The following is a 24,350-nucleotide window of genomic DNA, read 5'->3' as shown; positions in this document are numbered from 1 at the left end:
ATGAATATAGAAACACTACTACCTTTTGAACATATTGTTCTTGGTCTAGAGGCAACCACTAAAGAAGAAGTGGTCCGTCAATTAGCAAAAATATTAGTAATTGAAGGAATCGTTCAATCCGAAAATGAGTATGTTCAATCAGTCATGGAAAGAGAAGATCACTCGACCACAGGAATAGGCAATAATATAGCTATCCCTCATGGAAAAAGTCGTGCAGTTTCTGAACCCGCAATCGTTTTTGCTCGGTTAAAGGCACCATTAGAATGGCAATCTTTAGATGATGAACCGGTAACGGTTGTGATTATGCTTGCTATTCCTGAAGAACATCAAGGAGAAACCCATTTACGGATTTTATCAGAAATTGCCATGAAATTGATGGATGAAGACATCACAGAAGCGCTGAAAAGCGAAACAGATAAAGAGATTATCGCGAAATTATTAAGCGAATAAAATGGAGAAAAGGGGAAAGACGAATGAAGAGAAAAATTATTGCAGTAACGGCGTGTGCCACAGGAGTTGCTCATACCTTTATGGCGGCACAGGCGCTAAAAAAAGCAGCAGCGAAACGTGGCGATTTAATCAAGGTTGAGACACAAGGAGCAACAGGTATCGAAAATGAATTGAACGAGCGGGATTGTCAAATTGGGGAAGTCGTGATTTTTGCCGTTGATACGAAAGTGAGAAATGAGGAGCGTTTCAATGGCAAAATGATTCTCAAAGTCCCGGTAGCAGCCCCTATAAAAAACGCAGAAAAAGTAATTGAAGATGCATTAAAGCTGATTGATCAATAAAGAGGAGGAAAATCAGATGAAAAAGTTGGCAAGTGAAATGAAAAATCATGTTTTAACAGGAATATCCTATATGATTCCTCTAGTGATTGCCGGAGCAGTTATCATGGCGATTTCTCGAGTAGGCGGATCAATATTTGGGATCGTCGATATTTGGGATGCCTCTCATGGAGAAAGTGCGAATACGATCATCCGATTACTCCATAGTTTAGATGGATTCGGTGGCATCGCTTTAGGATTGATGTTTCCCGTAATATCGGCATTTATTGCTTATTCGATTTCCGATAAGCTAGGGATAGCCCCTGGTCTTGTTGGAGGTATGTTAGTAAAAGACATTAACGCAGGCTTCTTAGGCGCAATTGTTTCAGGGCTGATCGCTGGGTACATCTGCTTGTGGATCAAAAACCATATAAAGCTGCCAAAATCGATGGCATCGGTAGTTCCAGTGTTCTTAGTTCCTGTTTTAGGTACTTTAGTCACTGTCCTACTTGTGAATTATGTGATCGGTACACCATTTGCAGCTATCAATGTGGGCTTAGAGTCATGGTTGAACGGATTGAGTGGCGGAAATGCGATCGTGATGGCGGCAGTTGTAGGGGCAATGGTTGGATTTGATCTTGGAGGGCCAGTAAATAAGGCAGCTGTGACAACCGCGATGGCTTTATTGACAAGTAACGTTTATGCACCAAACACTGCAGCACAAGTGGCGATTATCATTCCGCCAATTGGTTTAGGATTAGCGACTGTTTTTGCAAAGAATAAATACAATAACGAACTAAAAGAAGCAGGAAAATCGTCGATCATTATGGGACTAGTAGGTATTTCAGAAGGAGCGATCCCATTTGCGGTGGAAAATCCACTAAAAGTGATCCCAGTGAATATGATTGGTTCAGCGGTTGGTTCTGCAATGGCTGTAGGTCTAGGAGCTGTCAATACAGCGCCAATCTCTGGTTTTTATGGTTGGTTCACCGTAGAAAAATGGCCACTGTATGTTTTATCGATTGCTACTGGCTCATTATTCATTGCGATTTGTACAAGCTTCCTACGTTCAAAAGATGCGGGGAAAGAAACAGATGCCACGATGGAAGAGTTTGACGAAGCGGCTTGGGAAGAGCAGTGGGAAGCATAGCTATGACAAATGTACACATAGTAAACCACACCCATTGGGATCGTGAATGGTATTTTACTTCGATGGACTGTGTCGTTTTGAGTGACCAATTATTTAGTGATGTACTAAAAGAACTAAAGAGGCAACCGACTGCTTCTTTCGTGCTAGATGGACAACTGTCTATTCTGGACGATTACTTAGAACTCTATCCTGAGCGCTTGACTGAGGTCAAAGAGTTGATCGCCAATGGTCAATTGTTCATCGGTCCTTGGTACACCCAAACAGATGCCTTTTTCGCTTCTGGTGAGTCCATCATTCGAAATGCCATGATTGGTATATTTGATAGCAAAAAATATGGCAGCTATATGCCGATCGGCTATTTGCCAGATACATTTGGTTTTAATGCTCAAATGCCAACCATATTGAACGAAGTTGGACTTGATAACATTATCTTTTGGCGAGGCATCGATTTAGGGGAACAGGTCAAATCCCCTTACTTTAAATGGACGAGTTTAAGTGGGCGAGGTTCACTGTATGCGGTGAATTTTCCTCAAGGATATGGTGCACAGCAGCAATTGGAGCCAACGAGCAGTTATGTAGATGGCAGACTCGATAGAGGTGTTGATTTTATTAAGAGCTACGCGAATGAACCTGAAATCTTGATTCCAACTGGAAATGATCAGTTAGGCATTGTTTCTGCCATAGAAGAAAAACTAACGAAAATCAATCAGCTTGGAAAATACAAGTATCAATTGAGCACCTATCCAGCATTTATGGAGATCGTCCGTCAAAAAGAACTGGAAGTTTATCAAGGAGAGTTTCGTGCACCGGTTTTTGCACGGGTTCACAAAACGATTGGTTCTGTACGAATGGATCTGAAACGTGAGATTTTTCGATTAGAAAACAAATTAGTTTTAGAAATTGAACCAATGTTAGTTATTGCGAAAGATTTAGGGATCGAATTAAGCAATCGCTTGCTAATGAAAGCATGGAAAAAGTTATTTGAATGTCAAGCCCATGATAGTTTGGCAGGCTGTGTATCAGATAGTGTTGCACAAGATATCAGTCATCGGGTAAAAGAAATCAGTGAGATTTGTGAGAGCATTGAAAATTTGATTTTAAAAAGAATCAGTGAAGGACTCGCTTTACAAGCCAACCAATTTCTGATTCTTCATCCAACACCAGTGCCATTTCAAGGAGAGAAATTAGTTAAGATCGTATCCAGAACCAACAATATCAAGGTTATTGGAGCTGATTCATCTGTACTTGAAGCAGTGTATATCCCAAGCAGGAAAAATATTATGGAAGAAACTCCGGCTGGCAACCGTTTTATTGAAGAAGAGGGGTATTATCTGTTAACCGTTCAAGTGACCTGTGCCTTTTCAGGCCTTGGTTATCAAGTCCTTACATTTGAAGAGCAAGAGACAACTCCCGATTCGTCTTTAGATCAAAACACATGGATTAGAAATGGAAAATACATGCTTTCCTTTGAAGACGGCCATCTGATTTATTCAGATGGAAAACAACAGATCGTGGATTTCTTGTCGATCATCGATGATAGTAATGCCGGTGATACGTATGACTATTCGCCTATTTTGAATGATCAACCGATAACGCTTCGTTTTGCCAGCTGCAAAGGGAAGCAAGAAACATTGGCTTTGGAAGGAAGTTTACAGCTACCGTATACGATCGAAGAACGGATGAAAGGAATCGCCACCAAAACATTCGCTTATACATTGACCCTCCAACTGACAAAAAATGGTGAGGTAAACGCAAAGCTACGTTTTAAAAATACGCTTTTAAATCATCGGATTCGAGTGAAAGCTCGATTAAACAAGCCGATAGAAAGAGCGGTTGCGGCCATTCAATTTGGCTATCTTGAAAAAAGAAATCAAACACTGGAAAATTGGCAAGAAAAATATGCAGAAAAACCTGTCAATATTGAACCATTTGAAAAACAAGTGGTTGTTTATGATCAAGAGAACGCCCTCGTTTTTTATAGCGAGCAGAGCAAAGAGTATGAATATATCGATGACTCCTTATATGTAACGGTACTAGCTACAACCGACTCTCTAGGAAAACCAGATTTGTTGTATCGACCAGGTCGTGCTTCTGGCGATACAACCAAAAAGGGACATATTATGATGGAAACACCTCTTGCTCAAATGGAAAACTATGAGATGGTCTTCGATTTTTCCCTAAGGGTCGCATCAACAGCTATTTCTGAAGAGTTGTTGGCTACTTGGAAAACTGTTAAAGAACAGCCATCGATTTCTTATCAATTGCAAGATTTGAATTACTTTATTTATCGTATAGACAATAAAATTCAAAAGCGCATTGATCCATTATCTCTGACCGACATGTCTCTTTCTTTGTTGTCTTGCAGCTTAGAACCAGGTGTGGGAGTCAGTGCGCTCCATAATGCGTATTACTCTGAGGGAATCGTTGTCCGTTTCGTCAATTCAACGAACAAAGAACGTCCTCTTGAGCCCAAAAGATTATTTAATGGGTACGAATATCAGCGAATCAATGCCTTAGAAGAACCGCTTGAAGCGGATCATATCATCCACGCTTATGGAGTAGCAACCTATTTATTAACTAAAAACTAGGAATAAAGAACACAAAATTTGTCGAGAAGGAATTGCTTCTGTAACGTTTTCCTCTACAAGATTTTGTGTTCTCGCTTTTTTACAATATTTAGAAGGAGTTTTTATGTCCGTACAACTTTTATTGCTTGCCTCACTGCCTGCACTAGGATGGGGCTTAATGCCAATCGTCGCTAAATTGATGGGAGGAAAATCAGAGGAACAACTGCTAGGAACAACAATCGCAGCCTTGATTTTCGGTAGTGTATTTGGTTTCTTGAATCAAGTGAGTTATGCCATGGTGCCATTTTTCATCAGTTTATTATCTGGGGTTTTTTGGGCTTGCGGACAATACTTCCAATTTCTCGCTTTGGAGAAAGCGGAGGTTTCTAAAGTAATGCCCGTCTCCGTCGGGACCCAATTATTATTTGTTACATTAGCATCTGGCTTCTTTCTCAAAGAATGGACAGATTTAACGACTGTAATTTTCTCAATCATGGCATTAGGAGTCATTCTAACTGGTGTTTTCCTTGTAACTAAGACAACTCATCAGCAAACAGGCTTAACACAGCAAGTACTTCTTTATCTATGTTGTTCTTCAGCTTTTTTGATGCTATATGTGACAGTCACTGGTCTGTTTCAGATAAGTGGCGCACAGATTTTCTTGCCTCAGGCAGTAGGGATGTTTCTCGGGGGAAGCGTAATTTCCTTGAAAAGTAAGCAACAGTTGCGTTTCCGCAAAATAATCCACAATTTAGGTACTGGTAGCACATGGGTTATCGCGAATACTTCGTTATTCGCTGTATCGTCTTCTTTAGGTGTAGGCGTAACCTATTCATTTTCTCAAATGAGCTTACTTGTTGCTACTTATGGAAGTATTGTCCTCTTAAAGGAACAAAAAGTTGGCAGAGAAAAGCAATTTGTAGCTCTTGGTAGCTTGCTCTATATTGTTGGTGTATTAGGGATGAGTTGGTTGAAATAACTTTGCACCTGAGCAATTTTAGTTAGTGATCAATAAAGTAGCAGATAACAGTTTAACCAATAAAGAACTTATCTTAAAAATCAAAGAGTGGGTAACCACTCTTTTTTTTGTTTAGAACATGAATATTTAACTTATGCCACATTTTTTTATTTAAGCAAGTAGCGACATAGAATCATTTTTTCTTTTTTGGCGTATGCCCATAATACAATTTGTATTTTTTATAGAAAAAAGTGATATTGGTGAAACCTGCTTCAGCCGCACATTGGGTGATTGGTTTGGTGGAGGAAGCAATTAAGTTGTGGGCGAGATTCAATTTCTTTTCGATAATCAATTCGGTCAAATTTTTACTAGTTTCTCGTTTGATCAATGCACTTAAATAGGAAGGAGAATAGTTAAAAAGGGTGGCGAGTTTTGGCAAAGTAACCGTTTGGAAGTTCTCTTCGATATAGGTCAAGATCGCTAGAATGTGCTGTTTTTTTGCCGCTTCTTGCTTGTTGGTCTGATAGTCGAACTCACGTACGAGAAAAGTGAAAAGAATGGCTATTAGATTGCTGATGATTCGTTTACTACCAATGGCTTTTTCATAAGTTTCTTTCAGCATTTCTTGAATCACAGCATGGATCCGATCATCTTTATTGTTCTTAAAGACAATATATTGGTCATGCGCGTGCTTGTCTGACAATGCAGTCAGAACAAAATCAAGCACGACCCCTTCATTAAACTGTTCTCGACTAATCAATTGAGCGAAATAATCCCGCTTGATCAAAAGATTGATCAAAACATCGTCTTCACCAGTCATTTCAATCGAATGGGGAATTCCGGTATCAATCAGACAAATTTGTCCTTTTGTCAGCGTAACTTTCTGATCATCGATCAATTGGGTGCATGTTCCTGAGTAGATATAATTTAATTCGATAAAACTGTGGTTATGATAAGGAACTGGACTGAAGCGGCTTTGCTTTAACAGAGTAAAGTTTTCTTGTTCTTCCATCAGATTATCGAATAAGTAAACTTGTCGGCCATTGATCATCACTTTTTCCAGCTGTTGATAATAGTCAGAAAGGTGGTTTGGATGGTCTCTGTGATAGCATTCCCGCTCAGATAACTGAAAAAGCTTTTTTTCCATTTCTTCGGTTGTCATTATGATCTCCTCCTTTCGTAAATCTAAAAATGTGATAATTATCTGCAAAGAAGATGACATTGTTTCAATCTGCAGAATTGCTTATGATACATTTGAAAGCGTATTTATTATGATTTTAAATGAAGTTGAATGAGAAAGAAAGAGGAATTTGTATGAAAAAGATAACGAATTTATTGAACGAAAAATATGATAATCATATTTTTCCGTTTTTATGGATGCATGGAGAAGAGAAGGAGACGATTCAAACTTACATCAATAAAATTTACGAAGCCGGCATCCGATCTGTCTGCATCGAATCACGACCCCATGAAGAATTTTTGAAAGCGCAATGGTGGGACGAGTTGGCGATCATCATTGAAGAGTGTGAAAAAAGACAAATGACACTTTGGATTTTGGATGACAAGCACTTTCCAACAGGCTACGCCGCAGGAGAAATTGAGAAGAATCATCGACATTTGCAGAAAGAATTTTTGAATTTTCGACAATTTGATTTTGTAGGCCCAAAAAAGAATGCTGGAATTATGTTGGATTGGTGTTTCAATGCAGAGCGACCGAATATTTTGAATTCCGAAGGGGAAACGGTTAACGAGAGTGGCAAATCATTTTTTTCTGCTGAAATCATCAGCGCCGTTGCGGTCAAAAAAACTGGATTTAAGCAGATCAGCGAGGAGGAGTGGATCGACCTTACAGACTCAATGATTGATGAGACATTGTATTGGTCTATTCCTGAAGGAGAGTGGAGTATCTTTGTCTTTTACACGACACAAGAAGGAGGGGAAGCTTCGACACAAGGGTACTTGAATCCTTTGGTACCAGAAGCAACGGATGTTTTGCTGGAAACGGTTTATCAAAGTCATTATCAACACTTTGGAGAGAAATTTGGCACAACGATCCAAGGATTTTTCTCAGATGAACCGCGGTTTGGGAATATCAAGGGTCCTGATGCAGTCCTTGGAAAAGTAGATATGCCATTGCCGTGGCGGTATGATTTGTTGACTTTGTTAGCAAACCAGCTAGCCATATCTGAAACTGAGCTGCGAGGGCTGTTGCCGGCTCTCTATCGTGGTGAATCAAAACAGACGGTTAAGATTCGTTACAATTATATGTCGTTGGTTTCTGAGCTATATAGTCAACACTTTTCTCAGCGGATCGGACGCTGGTGTCGGGAACATAAGGTCGACTATATCGGACATGTGATTGAGGATAACAATGCCCATGCACGTTTAGGCTATGGGGCAGGTCACTTCTTTCAATCGATGAAAGGACAATCGATGGCAGGGATCGATGTCGTTTTGCATCAATTGATGCCGCAACAAAATGACGGATACTTTGAAGCCATGACATCTACTGGCTGGGATGGCGAATTTTTCCATTACGCATTAGGGAAAATGGGGGCATCTTTAGGAAACTTAGACCCTGTGAAACAAGGTCGAACGATGTGCGAAGTATTCGGTGCATATGGTTGGTCAGAAGGAACCAAACTGATGAAATGGCTAACCGATCACATGCTGGTGCGAGGGGTCAATCATTTTGTCCCTCATGCTTTTTCAATGAATGACTTTCCTGATGCCGATTGCCCGCCACACTTTTATGCGCAAGGCCATAATCCACAATTTGAGGGCTTCAAACAGCTGATGACGTATATGAATCGTTTGAGTTATCTATTTAGCGACGGGAAACATCAAGCGGATATTGCTGTGCTGTACCATGCTGAAGCGGAGTGGGCAGGCGCTTATATGCCGATTCAAAAAGTTGCTCGTGAACTGATGGAACATCAATACGAATTTGAAATCGTTTCGGTTGAGATGATGCTTGATGCGCAATTTACGGATCAAACGTTTGTCATCAATGAGTATGCCTTTCAAACACTAGTCATTCCATATACTGAGCGAATGTCTGGTCCATTGATCAAAAAGCTGACAGCTCTCGCAGAATCTGGAATTCAAATTATTTTTGTTGAGGAAATGGTGAAAGAAGCCCTTGAACAAACTCTGCTTACCCATGAACTGCGGCTTCTCGCTCGCCTTACGGAAGTAACACCGCTCACAGCACTCACTGATAACGTTGGCTTGAAGGTACGGGATCGTTTAGAAACATCAAAAGCTCTGCCGTATTTGCGCTACTATCATTATCAGCAGCAGACAGATGAAATATTCATGCTTTTCAATGAAAATGACAGTGAATCGCTGCAGTTTCAGGCTGTTTTTCCTGCTAAGAAGCCTTTAGTTCAATATGATCCAGTAGAAAATAAACTGAAACCTGTGTCATATAAAAATGGCAGCTATGAGATTCATTTAGCACCAGCAGAGAGTATGATTCTTTTTGAAGCTACCTCGGAACAACCATTGCGTATTGATAGAAGCAAACCAGTGAAAGAAGTTCATCTAAACGATCAGCCATGGCAAGTCACTTTCGAAGGAATCGGGAAAGAGCAAGCGGTAGTTGCCTGTCAAAAACAATATTCGTCATTGCCTTTACTGGGAGTCGGTGATGACTTCAGTCGGTTTAGCGGGAAAATCACTTATACCGTGGACTTCCCTAAAGCAGCAGGAGAGGTTTTATTAAGTATTGAAGATGCTTCAGAAGTTGTGACTGTTTCAGTGAACGGTCATTGTGTAGGCACAAGAATCAGTACACCGTATACATTTGAGTTGACGGACCTGCTTCAAGAAACGAATAATTCCATCCAGATTGAAGTGATCAATAATTTAGGTCGCAGTATGCGGGATTATCTTTCACAGTTTGTCCTGTTCGAGCCTTTGGGGATCACTGGCGAAATCAAACTTTTTATTGAGGAGGAGCAAAAATGAACAACCAGCAGTTGGCAACAGAGGTTTTAAAGGAAATTGGTGGAAAAGCCAATATCGAATCGGTGACCCATTGCGTCACACGTCTGCGTTTTGTATTACATGATACAGATACCCCAAGTAAGGAGACCATTGCTAGTCTTGACGGAGTGATTTCAGTCGTTGAACAGGGCGGACAGTACCAGATCGTTTTAGGAAATCGTGTAAACGATGTCTATGAAGCGGTCCTGCAACAAGTCGGCGAATTAATAGAAGACACTACCCATGAAAAAACAAAAAAATCTCTTTTTGATCAGTTTACCTCCACGATTTCAGGGATTTTCACGCCAGCTTTAGGCGCTATGGCTGCGTCAGGAACGATCAAAGGGATCTTGACGATTTTATCAGTAGCAGGTATTTTGTCAGAAACTTCGGGAACCTATATCGTTTTGTATGCATTGTCTAATGCTTTCTTTTACTTCATGCCAATCTTATTAGGTGCTTCGGCGGCAAATTATTTTAAATTAAACAGCTATGTCGGAATGTTGATTGGGGCATCATTGATCTATCCTACTTTGCTGCCGTATGCGACAGAAGGTAGTTTGACCTTTTTGTCGATTCCCGTGAATATGATGGACTATACTTCTTCCGTTTTTCCGGCAATCATTGCTGTCTGGGTGGCAGCCAAAATCAATGGCTTCGTTCAGAATTGGCCGTTGAAAGATTTGCGATTCATGGTACAGCCTCTTATCGTGTTACTAGTTTCTGTCCCTCTTGCCTTGCTGGTCGTTGGTCCAATTATATCCAACTTATCAAGTCTACTGGCAACGCTTGTTAATAATGTTTATCACTTCAGTCCGGTTTTGGGCGGGCTGGTGATTGGGGGACCATGGATCTTGATGGTCATGTTCGGATTGCATTGGGCATTCATTCCAATTTTTCTTAACAACATGGCGATGCAAGGATTCGATCCTGTGATGGGTCTGCTCTTAGCGAACCAAATGGCAATGGCTGGAGCTGTCGTGGCGGTTGGTCTACGAACGAAAAACGATAAAACGAAAGCACTCGCATACTCAACAGGTCTGACAACCCTGATTGGTGTCAGTGAACCAGCATTGTACGGAGTATTACTTCCTTATAAACGTCCGTTGATCGCTGCTGTCATCGGTGGAAGTTTAGGTGGTGTTATTGCAGGATTTATGCAGACAGTGCAGTATTCTTTTGGTGGTTCAGGATTGTTGGGTATTCCTTTGATTATCAATCCAGCAGGAATCGATGGTGGATTTTATGGTGGGATTGCTTCGCAGGTAGTAGGGCTTGTTGCGGCATTTCTAATCACCTATTTTTGGGGAATTGTAGAACCTGAAAAAAGGAAAGCAGTCAATTCAAAAGAGCCAGTGAATACAAAAATCAATTTTCAAGAAGTCGTTCAAGGAGAAGTCGTTCCCTTAACAGAGGTTCCTGACAAAGTTTTTTCAGAAGGCTTGATGGGGCAAGGGAAAGCAATCAAACCACAATCAAACACCTTTTATGCCCCTTTTGATGGCGTGGTCACTGCTTTATTTCCAACAAAGCATGCGATCGGCTTGACCAGTGATCAAGGCGTTGAACTTTTGATCCATATCGGTGTTGACACAGTAGAGCTAGAGGGAAGGCACTTTACGACCCTTATTGAAGCAAATCAAGCAATCAAAAAGGGCCAGCCGCTGATAAAAGCCGATCTCGCAGCTATCCAAGCAGAGGGATATGCGACCATTACGCCAGTTGTGGTAACGAATGCGTCAGCATTTGAGAAGATCATGAATGAAAAAGAGTCACTTATTGTTGCCAACTAAAACCTTAGATTCAATGAAAAGAAACATGAAATCAGTGAATGATTTCATGTTTCTTTTTTACCGTCCATTCTCCGTTTGTCGATAATCACTAGGTGAAATGCCGACTTTTCTCTTGAATAAACGGCTGAAATAGGCGGTGTTTTCGATGCCGATCGCCAATGAGATCTCTTTGATGGAAAGACGAGAATAGCGCAAAAGGTCTTTCGAGTAAGAGATGCGTTTGCTGATCTGGTACTCGATGGGGGGCAAGCCCATGTATTTGGAAAACTCCTTGACGATTTGATACTTATTGATATGGTACCTTTCCTCCAAAGATTCCAAGGTGATCCCTTGACGGAAATCCTCTTCTAGCTGGTCACGAATCTGCAAAATATAAGGCGGGATCTCACTATCCGAAAAATCGAGATGATATTTTTGCAGGAGCAGTTCATTGAGTAGCTGATGGATCAAAACAGAGCTTTGGAAGGCAGTTTTCGCATTTGGTTCTGGCTGTAACATCAATAAATCTTGTAAGACCAAATGGATCGGATTTTGGCGGCTGCTGGCAGGATTTGTGTGAAAAACTGGACTGCCATTTTTGAGAAATTCATCATAAAACGCTGCGACGTTGGCGCCATATAGATGGATCCAGTCCATTTCCCAGGGCTCTTGACTAACGGTGCGGTAGTACTGATAGTCTAGGCAGTCGATAAAAAACACATCACCTGCTTTTAATTGATAGCTTTTTCCTTTGTAGCGCAATTCACCGCAACCGGACAATGTATATTTGATCAAATAAGAAGGCAGGTTCTCTCGTTCTGTAAAGTAAGGTTTGCTGGCTTTGAAATAGCCGATTTCTTGAATGTAATAGAAAAGTTCACGCTGCTTTTGGGTTGAAGTATTGATGTAACGCAGTGAATCGGTTGACCATGAGTGGTTGGCTTTTTCCCAGTAATCCATCGGATCCTCCTTTTTACCAAGATTGTGCAAGTCTTTATCAAAATTGTGTGATGAAACTCGTTGATTGTCAAGCTAAAATTGAGGCAACAAGAATGAATCAGTAAATTGTAATCGATTTATTTTTAACCAAGATAATGAAAGGTGGAGACCAGTGAACACATTTATCGCAATCGATATCGGCGCATCAAGCGGTCGTCTGATGTTGAGCCGTTGGGAAAATGAGCAGATCACTTTAGAAGAGATCCATCGCTTTAAAAACGGCTTTCGTCCCCTTGAAGGCTTTGACCGCTGGGCGATCGATTATTTGATCCAAGAGATTTTAGTAGGACTGCAAAAAGTGAAACAAGCCGGTATCAATGACTGCTTCGTTGGAATCGACACCTGGGCAGTGGACTACTGTTTGATCGATCAAGCAGGCGAACGTTTAGGCGACCCAGTCGCTTATCGAGATAGTCGCACCAATGATGCGATCGCGGCTTTTGGCCAGCGCTATTCTTTGCAAAAACTGTATGAGAAAACAGGCATTCAGCTGCAGCCCTTCAACACGATTTTTCAATTAGCTACAGAAGAAGCGCAACTGTTGCAAAAAGCCGACAAACTGCTGTTGATTCCAGATTATTTGGGCTACGTTTTTACCGGCAAGATGGTCACGGAAAAAACCAATGCCTCGACGATGCAGCTTCTAAATGCCAATACCCAAACATGGGATGTAGAATTATTAGCTGAGATTGGCGTAACAGAAGGACTGTTCCCACCATTGGTTGATGCTGGAACGGTTTTAGGCACACTGCAAACTCAGAAGTTTCCAGCCTATGATTTGCCACAAGCGACCATTGTCACTGTCGCTAGTCATGATACGGCGTCGGCGATCATCGGTACACCCGGAGAAGGGTCAGAGTGGGGCTACATCAGCAGCGGGACATGGTCATTGCTGGGGATCGAAACCAAAGTACCCAACGTTTCCCTTGCCGCCTTCGATGAAAATTATACGAACGAATGGGGTGCCCACAACACGATTCGCTTTTTAAAAAATATCATGGGCATGTGGCTGATCCAAGAAGTGGCTCGGCAGCAAGATTATCAGTATTCCTATGCAGAATTGGCGGAATTGGCGCAAGCAACGCCTGCTTTTCAACAGTTTGTCGATGTCAATGATCCTCGTTTTTTGAATCCAGAAAATATGATTACTGAACTGCAAGCGTATTGTCGAGAAACCCAGCAGAAAGTTCCAGAAACCGCAGGGGAGCTGGCTCGCTGTGTGTATGATAACTTAGCGCTTTGTTATGCCAGCGAATTGCAAAAGCTGGAACAGCTGACAGGTACGACGAACAAGCTGCAAAAACTGCATATCGTGGGGGGCGGTTCCAACAATCGCTTTTTAAATCAACTGACGGCTGATGCTGCGCAGCTGACGATCGAAGCTGGCCCAAGTGAAGCAACGGCGATCGGCAATCTTTTAATGCAGATGATGAGTGCTAGCATCTTCACGTCGCTGGTTGAAGCACGCCGCGCGGTCAAACACTCATTTCCTTGCAGTGTTCATGAACCACAGCCTTTTGATCACAAGATTTTAAGCGACTATCAACGTTTTATAGAAGGAGAAGGAAAAAATGACAACGATTCAACAGCGTTATGAAGAAGCTAAGACAGCATATGCCAAATTGGGCGTCGACACGGATACGGTTTTGAAAAAATTAGCCAATGTGAAAATCTCGATGCATGTTTGGCAAGGGGACGATGTCCAAGGATTTTTGAGTGATGAAGCATTATCTGGTGGGATCTCTGTAACGGGGAATTATCCTGGTGCTGCCCATACCCCAGAGGAGTTGCGCCAAGATTTAGAAAAAGCCTACTCTTTGATTCCTGGAAAACACAAATTGAACCTTCACGCTATCTATTTAGACACCGAGGAAGCAGTGGATCTAAATGAATTGGAGCCGAAGCATTTTGAAAAATGGGTCGCTTGGGCGAAAGAACAAGGCTTAGGTTTAGACTTCAATCCAACCTTTTTCTCACATCCCATGTTCAAAGATGGCTTTACCCTTGCTTCACCAGATGAAGAAGTTCGTCAGTTTTGGATCGAACACGGCAAACGTTCGCGTCAAATCGCTGCCTATATGGGGAAAGAAACTGGGCAAGTCTGTGTCAATAATTTCTGGGTGCCAGATGGCTACAAAGACAACCCGATCGATCGTTTTACACCACGGGAACGCTTGATGACAGCATTAGATGAGATTTTTGCTGAAGAATTGCCAGCGGAATACACAGTGGATGCCGTGGAAAGCAAGCTGTTTGGTCTTGGTGCCGAAGCCTACACCGTCGGCTCTCATGAATTTTATATGGGCTATGGCTTGACGCGCGATAAATTGATTTGTTTGGATGCTGGACATTTCCATCCAACCGAAGTGATCTCCAATAAATTGTCTTCATTGGCACTATTCAGCAAAGGCATTTTGCTGCATGTCAGCCGTCCTGTACGCTGGGATAGTGATCATGTCGTGATCATGGACGATGAATTGCAAGAGATTGGCCGCGAATTGGTTCGCAATGACTTATTGCCAAAAACCAACATTGGGTTAGATTTCTTTGATGCAACGATCAATCGGGTCGCTGCGTGGGTGATCGGGACGCGCAATACTCAAAAAGCGTTGCTAAAAGCGATGCTAGAACCGATCGAAGAACTAAAAGCAATCGAATTGTCAGGTGATTTCACCACTCGTTTAGCCATGACGGAAGAATTAAAAGACTATCCGTATGCAGATGTTTGGAATTACTTCTGTGAAAGCCAAGGGGTACCAGCAGGTCTGGATTGGCTATCAGAAGTGAAAGCCTATGAAGAAACCGTCTTAAAAGCCAGAAAGTAGGAGAACGATGAAAAAAATTGATATTTTACAAGCGAATTTTGTACAAGAAATGATGGAAACGACAGCAAATCTTTACCGTTTAGGGTGGGATGAGCGCAACGGTGGCAATATTTCTTACTTATTAACAGAAGAAGAGATCTTGCCTTTCATCGATCCGCAAAGCGTCTTGCGGGAAATTCCCATGATTTTTGATGCTACGGCACTAGCCGGCAAGTACTTTATTGTGACAGGTTCAGGAAAATACTTTAAAAATGTAGCCGCACATCCAGCGGAAAACCTTGGTGTGATTCGGGTCAAAGAAGATGGGCAAACATTGGAATTGCTTTGGGGCTTGGAAAATGGTGCGGTGCCAACGAGTGAATTGCCAAGTCATTTCATGAGTCATATCGCTCGCTTGTCGGTCGATCCAGAAAACCGAATCATCATGCATAACCACGCATCGCATCTTTTGGCCATGAGTTTTACCCATGAGTTGGATGAACGCAGTTTCACGAGGACCCTGTGGCAGATGTGTACGGAGTGCTTGGTGGTCTTCCCAGAAGGTGTTTCCATCATTCCTTGGATGGTTCCAGGAACGAACGAGATCGGCGAAGCAACAGCTGCTAAAATGAAAGAAACCCGTTTGGTACTTTGGCCGCAACATGGCATCTACGGTGCTGGCAAAGATATGGATGAAGTCTTTGGCTTGATTGAAACGGCAGAGAAAGCTGCGGAAGTGTACACCTATGTTAAAGCGCAAGGCCCAATCTTACAAACCATTACAGATGAAAATCTGAAAAAATTGGCTGACGCTTTCAAAGTCACTCCCCGAGCAGGCTATCTTGAGGTATAAGTAATGGTAGAAGAATAGAAAAGGCTCTCAGTCTTTTCTATTTAAACTATATTGTGAATAAACAAACAAATGGAGGTAGGAAGAATGGCAAATAGAATGATTTTGAATGAAACATCGTATTTTGGAAAAGGAGCGATCGAGAACGTACCGACCGAATTCAAAGCACGAGGGTTCAAAAAAGCGGCTGTGATCACCGACAAAGATTTGGTGGAATTTGAAGTAGCAACCAAAGTGACGAAATTATTGGATGAAGCAGGTGTCGACTATGCGTTATATGATGGGATCGTGCCCAACCCAACGATCCAAAATGTCAAAGACGGCTTAGCCTTTGTCAAAGAAGCCCAAGCCGATTGTATCATTGCGATTGGCGGTGGTTCACCGATCGATACGGCAAAAGCGATCGCAATCATTGCTACGAATCCTGAATTTTCAGATGTGATTAGTTTGGAAGGCGTGGCAGACACGAAACATCCATGCTTGCCGATTTTAGCGGTACCGACAACTTCTGGGACTGCAGCCGAAGTAACGATTAACTATGTGATTACAGATGAAGAAAATCATCGGAAATTTGTTTGTGTAGATCCTCACGATATTCCTCTAGTAGCCTTTGTGGACAGCGATATGATGATGGGGATGCCGAAGAGCCTGGCAGCTGCAACGGGGATGGATGCCATGACCCACGCCATCGAAGGCTTCATCACCAAAGGCGCTTGGGAAATGACTGACATGCTGCACATCAAAGCAATCGAGATCATCGGGCGCTCATTGAGAGATTCCGTGAATGGCGATCAAGCAGGACGAGAAGCGATGGCACTAGGGCAATACATTGCCGGTATGGGCTTTTCAAACGTCGGCTTGGGCTTAGTCCACGGCATGGCACATCCATTGTCCGCTTGGTACAACATTCCTCACGGAGTAGCGTGCGCGTCTTTGTTGCCAACCATCATGAAATACAACAAAGACTTTACGGGTGAAAAATACCGTGAGATCGCGATCGTTTTAGACATTGAAGGGGCAGAAACGATGTCACTTGAAGACGTCCGAGATGCTGCTTGCCAAGCAATCGATCAGTTAAGCAAAGATGTGGGCATTCCAGCGACCATTTCTGAATTAGGCGTCAAAGAAGAAGATATCCCAGCCATCGCCAAAGATGCCTTGAACGATGTCTGCACACCAGGCAACCCGCGGGAAACGACTTTAGAAGAGATTATTGAGCTTTATCGTTCGTTGATGTAAAAGCTCAAATCGTTCCTTTCAATGAGCGTGCTTATTTCGCTTGCTGTATAGGCGCTCAAACCTGGATTGCTCCTTAACGAAGGTTGAATGGTTTCGATAAACGGCGTTTTCCTTCTCGTTTCATGGGAACTAGCAGCTTTTCTTATTCCAACAGTTGAATAATGAACATTGATGATAACACTGACTTTGTTACAGCCATTTTGAAAAATGGCTGTTTTTTTTGTCCTTAACGTTGTATTGTAATTCTTATTATTGATCATCTTTGTCCCATGAAGGGGACAAAGAATGATAGAACGCTTACATTTCCTAGTGCTATGATAAGTGTGTAGAAAGGAGAACGGTTACATGACTGTTATGGAACAACGAAAGAGAAAAATCATCCATATTCTTTCCAATACGAGAGAATTTGTCACGGCCGATGAACTATCCGCAGCGCTTCGACTTTCTACAAAGTCGATTTATCGCATCGTAAAAGCAATCAATGAGGATGCCGCGATTGACTATGTGATTCTCTCAGAAAAAGGGAAAGGCTACCGCTTAAGTTTCCATCATCAAGAAAAGTCCCAGAGTCAGAAAGCGGAAATGCCGAATGCGCTGACACCAGTGGAACGCCGGAACAAGGTGATGGAGGAGCTATTGCTTATTTCCCCAAAAAGAAAGAATATTTTTTCCCTGTATCAGCCTTTTTATGTGAGTGAAACGGTTATCAACAGTGATGAGAAATTAATTTCTGAAGCTTTGCAGCGTTTTGAGCTGACGGTTTCCCGCAAAAATAAAATGATCGGGGTGAACGGTGCAGAAAAAAATATCCGTCGTGCATTGCAGGAGTATATCCAACAAACCCGCAATATCCGCTTGGATGATCTGCATGTGACGAATGAGGCGTTCAACCGCTATGATGCGGAGTTTGTTTTGCGACAGCTGAATTTGATTGAAAATCACCTAGGATTAGTAATACCACATCCTTATAACATTAATCTTTTTTCTCACCTGTATATCTTATTGCGACGGTTTCGCAAAGTAGGGAATTCATTTAATGAGGATATTTTAGATGAGAAAGAGAAACAGCAAATGCAAGAAAACCCAGAATTAGCCACCATCGCCAAAGAGATCATTGGCAATAGCGAACAGTACTTGCATACGAAATTACCGGAAAACGAAAGCTATTATATGTATCAATACCTCGTCTCCTCACGGATGCAAAAGGCCACGGATGAATTAGAGGATCTGTCAGAACAAGTAAAACTAATTTCTAATGCATTTATAGAAAAAATGAGCACTCAGCTGCAGCGGTCATTTGAAGACGAGGAGTTATTCGGTAAATTGGCTCGCCATATCAAACCAATGATCAATCGGTTGCGACATGGGATCGAAGTCAAAAACAATCTTTTGGAGCAAATCAAATTAGAATATACAGATTTGTTTTTTGCTACCGAAGAGACTGCAAGAGAAATCTGCCAAGTGTACGATTTGCCAGCGCTCACAGAAGATGAAATCGGCTTTGTCACCCTTTACTTTGCTCAAGCGATCGAAGAACATCCTCAACAACTCAAGGTAATGATCGTCTGTACTACAGGAATCGGGACCTCCGAATTATTAAAAGTAAAAGTGCATAAGAAATTTCGTGAGTTAGCAATCACCGCTGTCCTACCTTCTCGTGATGTGGAAGCGGCTTTAAAGCAACACCCGGATACGGAGATGATCATCTCAACCGTTCAATTAACGATCGATAGTCCGATTCCGGTTGTGATCGTGAGCGCCATGCTGACGATGGAAGACCAAAAACGCCTTGAAGTGATGATTGGGAGGGTGAGAAATGACTAAATTCCCTTTGTCCCTTACTTTAGTTTCAACAGAAGCAGGAGAGACGAAAGTCGATGTTTTAAGGAAGATTGCAGGTGTTAGCCAAACGATCGGGCTGACGGAGAGCAAAATCCTGCTATTTGAAGCACTGCAGGCCCGAGAAGCGAGCGGCAATACGATGATTGCTGAAGATTTTGCGCTACCGCACATTGAAAGTGCTGTGGTAAAAAAAAGTGGAATCGTCCTCGTCAGAGGTGAAGAAGTCCTTTGGCAGGGAACGCTGCAAGCAAAAACGATTTTTGCGATCCTGATGAAGACTAACGAAACAACCGCGGTGAAACAAGCAGTCATCCGTTTAATGAAATGTTTCGCCTATGAAGAAAATCTGCAATTCATTGCAGAAAAATCAAAAGAAGAAATCGAAGCCTTCCTTCTCAACCAATGCGGCTGATAGGAATGAATGGTCAATTCAGTAAGGTAAAAGGTAATCAACTAGAGGAGGAAAACGAATGGATATTTCAACAGTGATTGATCCAAAAATAATAAAAACCAACATGGAGGCAGCTTCTAAAGAAGAAGCCCTGCAGCAATTGAGTCAGCTTTTATATACCAATGAGTACTTGACGGATCAGGCAGCATTTTTAAAAGATGTCTATGAGCGGGAAGCAGTCGGTCAAACAGGGATTGGCAATTACATTGCCATTCCCCATGGAAAAAGTGCTCATGTGAAGGAGATCGGCGTAGCAATCGGGGTTTTAAAACAAGAAATCCCTTGGGAAACGTTGGATGGCAAGGGAGTGAAAGGAATTATCTTATTTGCCGTCGGTGATGACACGGAAGGGGCGCAAAAGCATTTGAAACTGCTCTCTTTGTTCGCTCGGAAATTAGGAAATGACGAGGTGACGGCTGCCTTGTTGAAAGCAAAAGAGCCGCAGCAAGTGATTGAAGCATTTCAAGGATAACAGAAAATTTAAGGAGGAATTATTATGAAAATCGTCGGAGTATGTGCATGTACAGTAGGGATCGCTCACACTTATATTGCGCAAGAAAAGTTAGAAAATGCGGCAAAAAAGGCAGGTTACGAGATCCATGTGGAAACACAAGGAACGATCGGCCGTGAAAATGAATTGTCACCTGAAGCGATTGCGGCTGCAGATGTCGTGATTTTAGCAGTTGACGTCAAAGTAGCAGGACGTGAACGATTTGAAGGGAAACGGATCATTCAAGTGCCGACCGAAGTTGCCATCAAGTCCCCAAGCAAATTGTTGGAAAAAGCCAAAGAGGTCGTTCAACAGCAGGCGGTCTAAGCAAACCGAAGGAGGAAGGAAACTATGGAAAAAATCAAAGCATTGAATTTAAAAGGACATTTGTTGACAGCCATCTCCTATTTGATTCCGATCGTCTGCGGTGCCGGATTCTTGATTGCCATTGGCATGGCTTTCGGCGGCACCAGCCAGGGACAACTAGTGCCAGGTGAATTTACGATTTGGGATGCTTTAGCTACGATGGGAGGCGCAGGACTCGGGTTGCTTCCAGTGGTCATTGCGACAGGAATTTCTTATGCGATTGCCGAAAAACCGGGGATCGCGCCAGGGTTTATTATTGGTTTGACAGCCAATGCCATTGGTGCAGGTTTTATTGGGGGAATTTTGGGCGGCTACTTAGCTGGATATCTAGTAATTGCTATTTTACGATTTATTAAAGTACCAAATTGGGCGAAAGGCTTGATGCCGACATTGATCATTCCCTTTTTGACCTCTTTGATCGGTGGTCTGATCATGGTCTATATTATCGGTACACCGATCACTGCCTTTACGAACTTACTGACGAACGCACTAAATAGCTTAGGCTCCTCTTCATTATTGGTTTTTGGTGCCGTCATCGGCTTGTTGAGCGGCGTTGATTATGGTGGACCAATCAATAAAACGGTCTTTGCTTTTGTTCTGACGATGCAAGCAGAAGGGATCAATGGACCGATCACTGCACTTCAATTAGTCAATACTGCAACACCGATCGGCTTTGGTTTAGCATTCTTTATTGCAAAACTGTTCGGCAAAAACATCTATACGCCTGTAGAAGTGGAAACGTTAAAATCTGCCGTACCAATGGGTGTGATCAATATCGTTGAAGGGGTGATCCCAATCGTTATGAACGATATCGTCCGAGGGCTGATCGCAACAGCTATTGGCGGCGCTGCTGGCGGGGCTGTTTCAATGGTCTTAGGAGCAGATGCAACGGTACCGTTTGGTGGTGTGCTGATGCTGCCGACCATGACTCGTCCGTGGGCTGGGGCAGTAGCTTTGCTGGTAAATATAGTAGTGACTGGGATCACCTTGGCTTTGATTAAGAAAAATGTCACTGAAGAACAAGTAGTCGCACAAGCAGAAGTGGAAGAAGAAGAAATCGATTTAGATGATATTCAAATTTTCTAAGAAAAGCGATTCAATTGGAAGAAGAATCGTTCCTCTCAGTAGAAGACTGATTGAGGAGAAAGGATAAGTCTATGAACAAAGTTGAATTTTCACCGTCATTGATGACGATGGATCTAGATAAATTTAAAGAACAAATCACTTTTTTGAATGACCAAGTTGACTCCTATCATATTGATATTATGGATGGTCATTACGTACCCAATATTTCCCTATCCCCATGGTTTATTCAAGAGGTCCGCAAAATCAGTACGTTGCCTCTGTCCGCTCATTTGATGGTCACTGAACCTGCTTTTTGGGTGCAGCAGCTGATCGATATCAACTGTGAATGGATCTGCATGCACGCTGAGGTTTTGGATGGGTTAGCATTTCGTCTGATCGATCAAATCCATGATGCTGGATTAAAAGCCGGGATCGTTTTAAATCCTGAAACGCCAGTATCGGTCATTTTGCCTTATATCGATCTTTTGGATAAAGTCACGATCATGACGGTTGATCCAGGGTTTGCGGGCCAACGCTTTATTGAAGGGGCGTTAGATAAAATTGTTGAACTGCGGGAATTACGGGAAGAATACGACTATCACTATGTCATTGAAATGGACGGTTCCTCCAATCGGAAATCCTTCAAACGGATCGATGAAGCCAATCCAGACATCTATATTGTCGGACGCAGTGGATTGTTTGGTTTAGATGACGACATTGCCAAAGCATGGTCGATCATGGTCGCAGATTATCAAGAAATGACTGGAAAAGTTTTGAGCAGCTAAGCAAAGCCGAAAGCAAAAGAATCGGACGACCAAAGTTAGGACTGTTAAAAAGAGGAGCATTCGTTGCCTATTAGCCAGTAAACTTTGGACGTCCGGTTCTTTTCAATTGTGAAAAGGCAGCGAATAGAAACATGCTGGCTGAAGAAAGTGAAGGAGGCAATTTAATTGAAAAAATTATTTGATAAAATCGATCAATTAGGAGTGAACACCCTTCGTACATTAAGTATCGAAGCCGTACAAAAAGCCAATTCAGGACATCCGGGATTACCGATGGGGGCAGCACCCATGGCCTATGCCTTGTGGACCAAACACTTGAAAGTCAATCCAACGACTTCTCGCAAGTGGGTGGATCGTGACCGTTTTGTTTTGTCTGCTGGACACGGTTCGGCGTTATTGTACAGCTTGTTGCATGTGTCTGGTTACGATGTGACCATTGAGGATCTAAAAAACTTCCGTCAATGGGATAGCCGCACGCCAGGACATCCAGAAGTCGATCACACAGACGGCGTGGAAGCAACCACTGGACCTTTAGGACAAGGGATCGCTATGGCAGTCGGTATGGCAATGGCCGAAGCCCACTTGGCTGCAACCTACAATCGCGACAAGTATCAAGTCATCGATCACTATACCTACGCTTTATGTGGCGATGGGGATTTGATGGAAGGTGTTTCGCAAGAAGCTGCATCCATGGCGGGTCACATGAAATTAGATAAACTGATCGTCTTGTACGATTCAAATGACATTTCCCTAGATGGTCCGACTTCAAAAGCCTTTACAGAAAATGTCGGTGCGCGTTTTGAAGCGTATGGCTGGCAACACATTCTCGTTGAAGACGGCAATGATTTAGAAGCAATCTCAAAAGCGATCGACGAAGCAAAAGCTGAAAGCGACAAACCAACCTTGATCGAAATCAAGACTGTGATCGGATACGGTGCGCCAAATCAAGGCACCTCTGCCGTTCATGGTGCGCCGATCGGTGCCGAAGGCATTTCTGCAGCTAAAGCGATTTATGGTTGGGAATACCCAGAATTTACCGTACCTGAAGAAGTTGCCGCGCGCTTCAAAGAAACCATGATCGATGAAGGGCAAAAAGCTGAAGCCGCTTGGAACGAAACCTTCCGTGCCTATGAAGCAGCCTACCCAGAACTTGCGGCGCAATTCAAACAAGCCTTTGCGGGTGAATTGCCAGCAGATTGGGATGCAACATTACCAAGCTACGAAGTTGGCAGCTCACAAGCTAGTCGGGTTTCTAGCAAAGAGATGATCCAAGCCTTATCCAAAGCCGTCCCTAGTCTCTGGGGTGGATCGGCTGACCTTTCTGGCTCCAACAACACGATGGTGGCAGCAGAAAAAGACTTTGAACCTGGCCAATACGAAGGCCGCAACATTTGGTTTGGTGTCCGAGAATTTGCGATGGCGGCAGCCATGAACGGCATCCAATTGCATGGCGGTACCCGAATCTATGGCGGGACCTTCTTCGTCTTCGTTGATTACTTGCGTCCAGCGGTGCGCTTGTCTGCGATCCAGCATGCACCTGTGATCTATGTCTTGACACATGACTCCGTGGCGGTTGGGGAAGATGGACCGACCCACGAGCCAATCGAGCAATTAGCTAGCGTCCGTTGCATGCCAAATGTCCAAGTGATTCGTCCAGCAGACGGCAATGAAACCCGTGCTGCTTGGAAACTGGCTATGACAACAACGGATAAACCAACGGTCTTAGTCTTAAGCCGACAAAACCTACCAGTGATCGAAGGCACGCAAACTGGTGCGGATGAAAATGTCGCAAAAGGTGGCTATGTGATTTCAAAACAAGCCGGTGAAACACCAGCGGGGATTTTGATCGCCACAGGTTCTGAAGTGAATCTTGCGGTTCAAGCACAAGCTAAATTGGCAGAAGAAGGCATCGATGTATCGGTGGTCTCCTTACCAAGCTTTGATTTGTTTGAAGCACAAAGTTCAGAATACAAAGAAAGTGTCTTGCCAAAAGCAGTGAAGAAACGGGTAGCGATTGAAGCGGCTTCCCCATTTGGTTGGGAACGTTACACCAGTTGTCATGGAAAAGTGATCGCGATCGATCACTTCGGTGCATCAGCACCTGGCGACAAAGTATTAGCAGAATTCGGCTTTAGTGTTGAAAATGTTGTGAATACTTTTAAATCACTATAATAAAATAACAGGCGATCTTTAAAGGGGGATACTCCTTTGAAGATCGCCTGTTTTTATTTATTAAGGAAACGCGGATAAGTTTACGC

Annotated in this window: 20 protein-coding genes; 18 read left to right on the top strand and 2 right to left on the bottom strand. The window is 42.8% G+C overall.

The window, feature by feature from the left end; all coding sequences use genetic code 11:
• The 5 genes from IGI94_RS11925 to IGI94_RS11905 all read left to right on the top strand — a co-directional run bounded on the left by IGI94_RS11925 (window position 1) and on the right by IGI94_RS11905 (window position 5,463).
• Entirely contained in the window at window positions 1-450 is a 450-nt protein-coding gene (locus tag IGI94_RS11925; protein WP_438899817.1) for a PTS sugar transporter subunit IIA, read from the top strand.
• A 23-nt stretch (window positions 451-473) separates the two neighbouring features.
• Window positions 474-791, top strand: coding sequence for a PTS fructose transporter subunit IIB (locus IGI94_RS11920; protein WP_005234408.1), 318 nt, complete (start codon window positions 474-476; stop codon window positions 789-791).
• Window positions 781-1,917 (top strand): PTS fructose transporter subunit IIC, encoded by a 1,137-nt coding sequence (locus IGI94_RS11915; RefSeq protein ID WP_438899816.1) that lies wholly within the window; start codon window positions 781-783, stop codon window positions 1,915-1,917. The genes IGI94_RS11920 and IGI94_RS11915 overlap by 11 nt, the downstream gene beginning before the upstream one ends.
• Before the next feature lie 2 nt (window positions 1,918-1,919).
• A complete protein-coding gene (locus IGI94_RS11910) occupies window positions 1,920-4,505 on the top strand; it encodes a glycoside hydrolase family 38 C-terminal domain-containing protein (RefSeq protein ID WP_139960534.1) in 2,586 nt (861 codons plus the stop codon).
• Window positions 4,506-4,608: 103 nt separating this feature from the next.
• Window positions 4,609-5,463, top strand: a complete 855-nt coding sequence (locus IGI94_RS11905) for a GRP family sugar transporter (protein WP_005234411.1) — start codon at window positions 4,609-4,611, stop codon at window positions 5,461-5,463.
• 172 nt (window positions 5,464-5,635) lie between these two features.
• Here IGI94_RS11905 and IGI94_RS11900 read toward each other — a convergent pair whose 3' ends face one another.
• Window positions 5,636-6,604 (bottom strand): AraC family transcriptional regulator, encoded by a 969-nt coding sequence (locus IGI94_RS11900; RefSeq protein WP_008380931.1) that lies wholly within the window; start codon window positions 6,602-6,604, stop codon window positions 5,636-5,638.
• 152 nt (window positions 6,605-6,756) lie between these two features.
• On the opposite strand from IGI94_RS11900, the gene IGI94_RS11895 reads away from it, so the two are divergent.
• The gene (locus IGI94_RS11895) at window positions 6,757-9,414 is read left to right on the top strand and encodes a glycosyl hydrolase (RefSeq protein ID WP_223347110.1); all 2,658 of its coding nucleotides are present in this window, start codon (window positions 6,757-6,759) and stop codon (window positions 9,412-9,414) included.
• Window positions 9,411-11,225, top strand: a complete 1,815-nt coding sequence (locus tag IGI94_RS11890; RefSeq protein WP_061053121.1) for a beta-glucoside-specific PTS transporter subunit IIABC — start codon at window positions 9,411-9,413, stop codon at window positions 11,223-11,225. The genes IGI94_RS11895 and IGI94_RS11890 overlap by 4 nt, the downstream gene beginning before the upstream one ends.
• A gap of 57 nt (window positions 11,226-11,282) precedes the next feature.
• On the opposite strand, the gene IGI94_RS11885 is transcribed toward IGI94_RS11890, so the two are convergent.
• Window positions 11,283-12,164: an AraC family transcriptional regulator gene (locus IGI94_RS11885; RefSeq protein ID WP_008380937.1), complete on the bottom strand. Its 882-nt coding sequence runs from the start codon at window positions 12,162-12,164 to the stop codon at window positions 11,283-11,285.
• Between the two features lie 151 nt (window positions 12,165-12,315).
• Between IGI94_RS11885 and rhaB the strand changes: the two genes are divergently transcribed.
• The 11 genes from rhaB (at window position 12,316) to tkt (ending at window position 24,264) form a co-directional block, all read left to right on the top strand.
• A complete protein-coding gene (gene rhaB, locus IGI94_RS11880) occupies window positions 12,316-13,800 on the top strand; it encodes a rhamnulokinase (RefSeq protein ID WP_438899815.1) in 1,485 nt (494 codons plus the stop codon).
• Complete coding sequence (gene rhaA, locus IGI94_RS11875; protein ID WP_061053119.1) at window positions 13,775-15,028, top strand: L-rhamnose isomerase; 1,254 nt, start codon at window positions 13,775-13,777, stop codon at window positions 15,026-15,028. Before rhaB ends, rhaA begins: the two co-directional genes overlap by 26 nt.
• 7 nt (window positions 15,029-15,035) lie before the next feature.
• Window positions 15,036-15,860, top strand: coding sequence for a rhamnulose-1-phosphate aldolase (gene rhaD, locus IGI94_RS11870; RefSeq protein WP_005234418.1), 825 nt, complete (start codon window positions 15,036-15,038; stop codon window positions 15,858-15,860).
• A gap of 84 nt (window positions 15,861-15,944) precedes the next feature.
• The gene (gene fucO / locus IGI94_RS11865) at window positions 15,945-17,096 is read left to right on the top strand and encodes a lactaldehyde reductase (protein WP_438899814.1); all 1,152 of its coding nucleotides are present in this window, start codon (window positions 15,945-15,947) and stop codon (window positions 17,094-17,096) included.
• Between the two features lie 345 nt (window positions 17,097-17,441).
• Entirely contained in the window at window positions 17,442-18,920 is a 1,479-nt protein-coding gene (locus tag IGI94_RS11860; protein WP_086316452.1) for a BglG family transcription antiterminator, read from the top strand.
• Window positions 18,913-19,350: a PTS sugar transporter subunit IIA gene (locus IGI94_RS11855; protein WP_438899813.1), complete on the top strand. Its 438-nt coding sequence runs from the start codon at window positions 18,913-18,915 to the stop codon at window positions 19,348-19,350. Before IGI94_RS11860 ends, IGI94_RS11855 begins: the two co-directional genes overlap by 8 nt.
• Window positions 19,351-19,408: 58 nt before the next feature.
• A complete protein-coding gene (locus IGI94_RS11850; RefSeq protein WP_016612612.1) occupies window positions 19,409-19,861 on the top strand; it encodes a PTS sugar transporter subunit IIA in 453 nt (150 codons plus the stop codon).
• A 24-nt stretch (window positions 19,862-19,885) separates the two neighbouring features.
• Window positions 19,886-20,206: a PTS fructose transporter subunit IIB gene (locus IGI94_RS11845; RefSeq protein WP_008380953.1), complete on the top strand. Its 321-nt coding sequence runs from the start codon at window positions 19,886-19,888 to the stop codon at window positions 20,204-20,206.
• Window positions 20,207-20,230: 24 nt separating this feature from the next.
• Window positions 20,231-21,331: a PTS fructose transporter subunit IIC gene (locus tag IGI94_RS11840; protein WP_087665010.1), complete on the top strand. Its 1,101-nt coding sequence runs from the start codon at window positions 20,231-20,233 to the stop codon at window positions 21,329-21,331.
• 71 nt (window positions 21,332-21,402) lie between these two features.
• Entirely contained in the window at window positions 21,403-22,095 is a 693-nt protein-coding gene (gene alsE / locus IGI94_RS11835; RefSeq protein ID WP_086294769.1) for a D-allulose 6-phosphate 3-epimerase, read from the top strand.
• Window positions 22,096-22,260: 165 nt separating this feature from the next.
• Window positions 22,261-24,264 (top strand): transketolase, encoded by a 2,004-nt coding sequence (gene tkt / locus IGI94_RS11830; RefSeq protein WP_438899812.1) that lies wholly within the window; start codon window positions 22,261-22,263, stop codon window positions 24,262-24,264.
• Window positions 24,265-24,350: the final 86 nt, after the last annotated feature.

The organism is Enterococcus sp. AZ149, from assembly GCF_051714285.1.
Classification (GTDB): domain Bacteria; phylum Bacillota; class Bacilli; order Lactobacillales; family Enterococcaceae; genus Enterococcus_D; species Enterococcus_D entomosocium.
The sequence above is the reverse complement of the archived record's forward strand: the minus strand, read 5'-3'. Positions and strand labels throughout refer to the sequence as shown.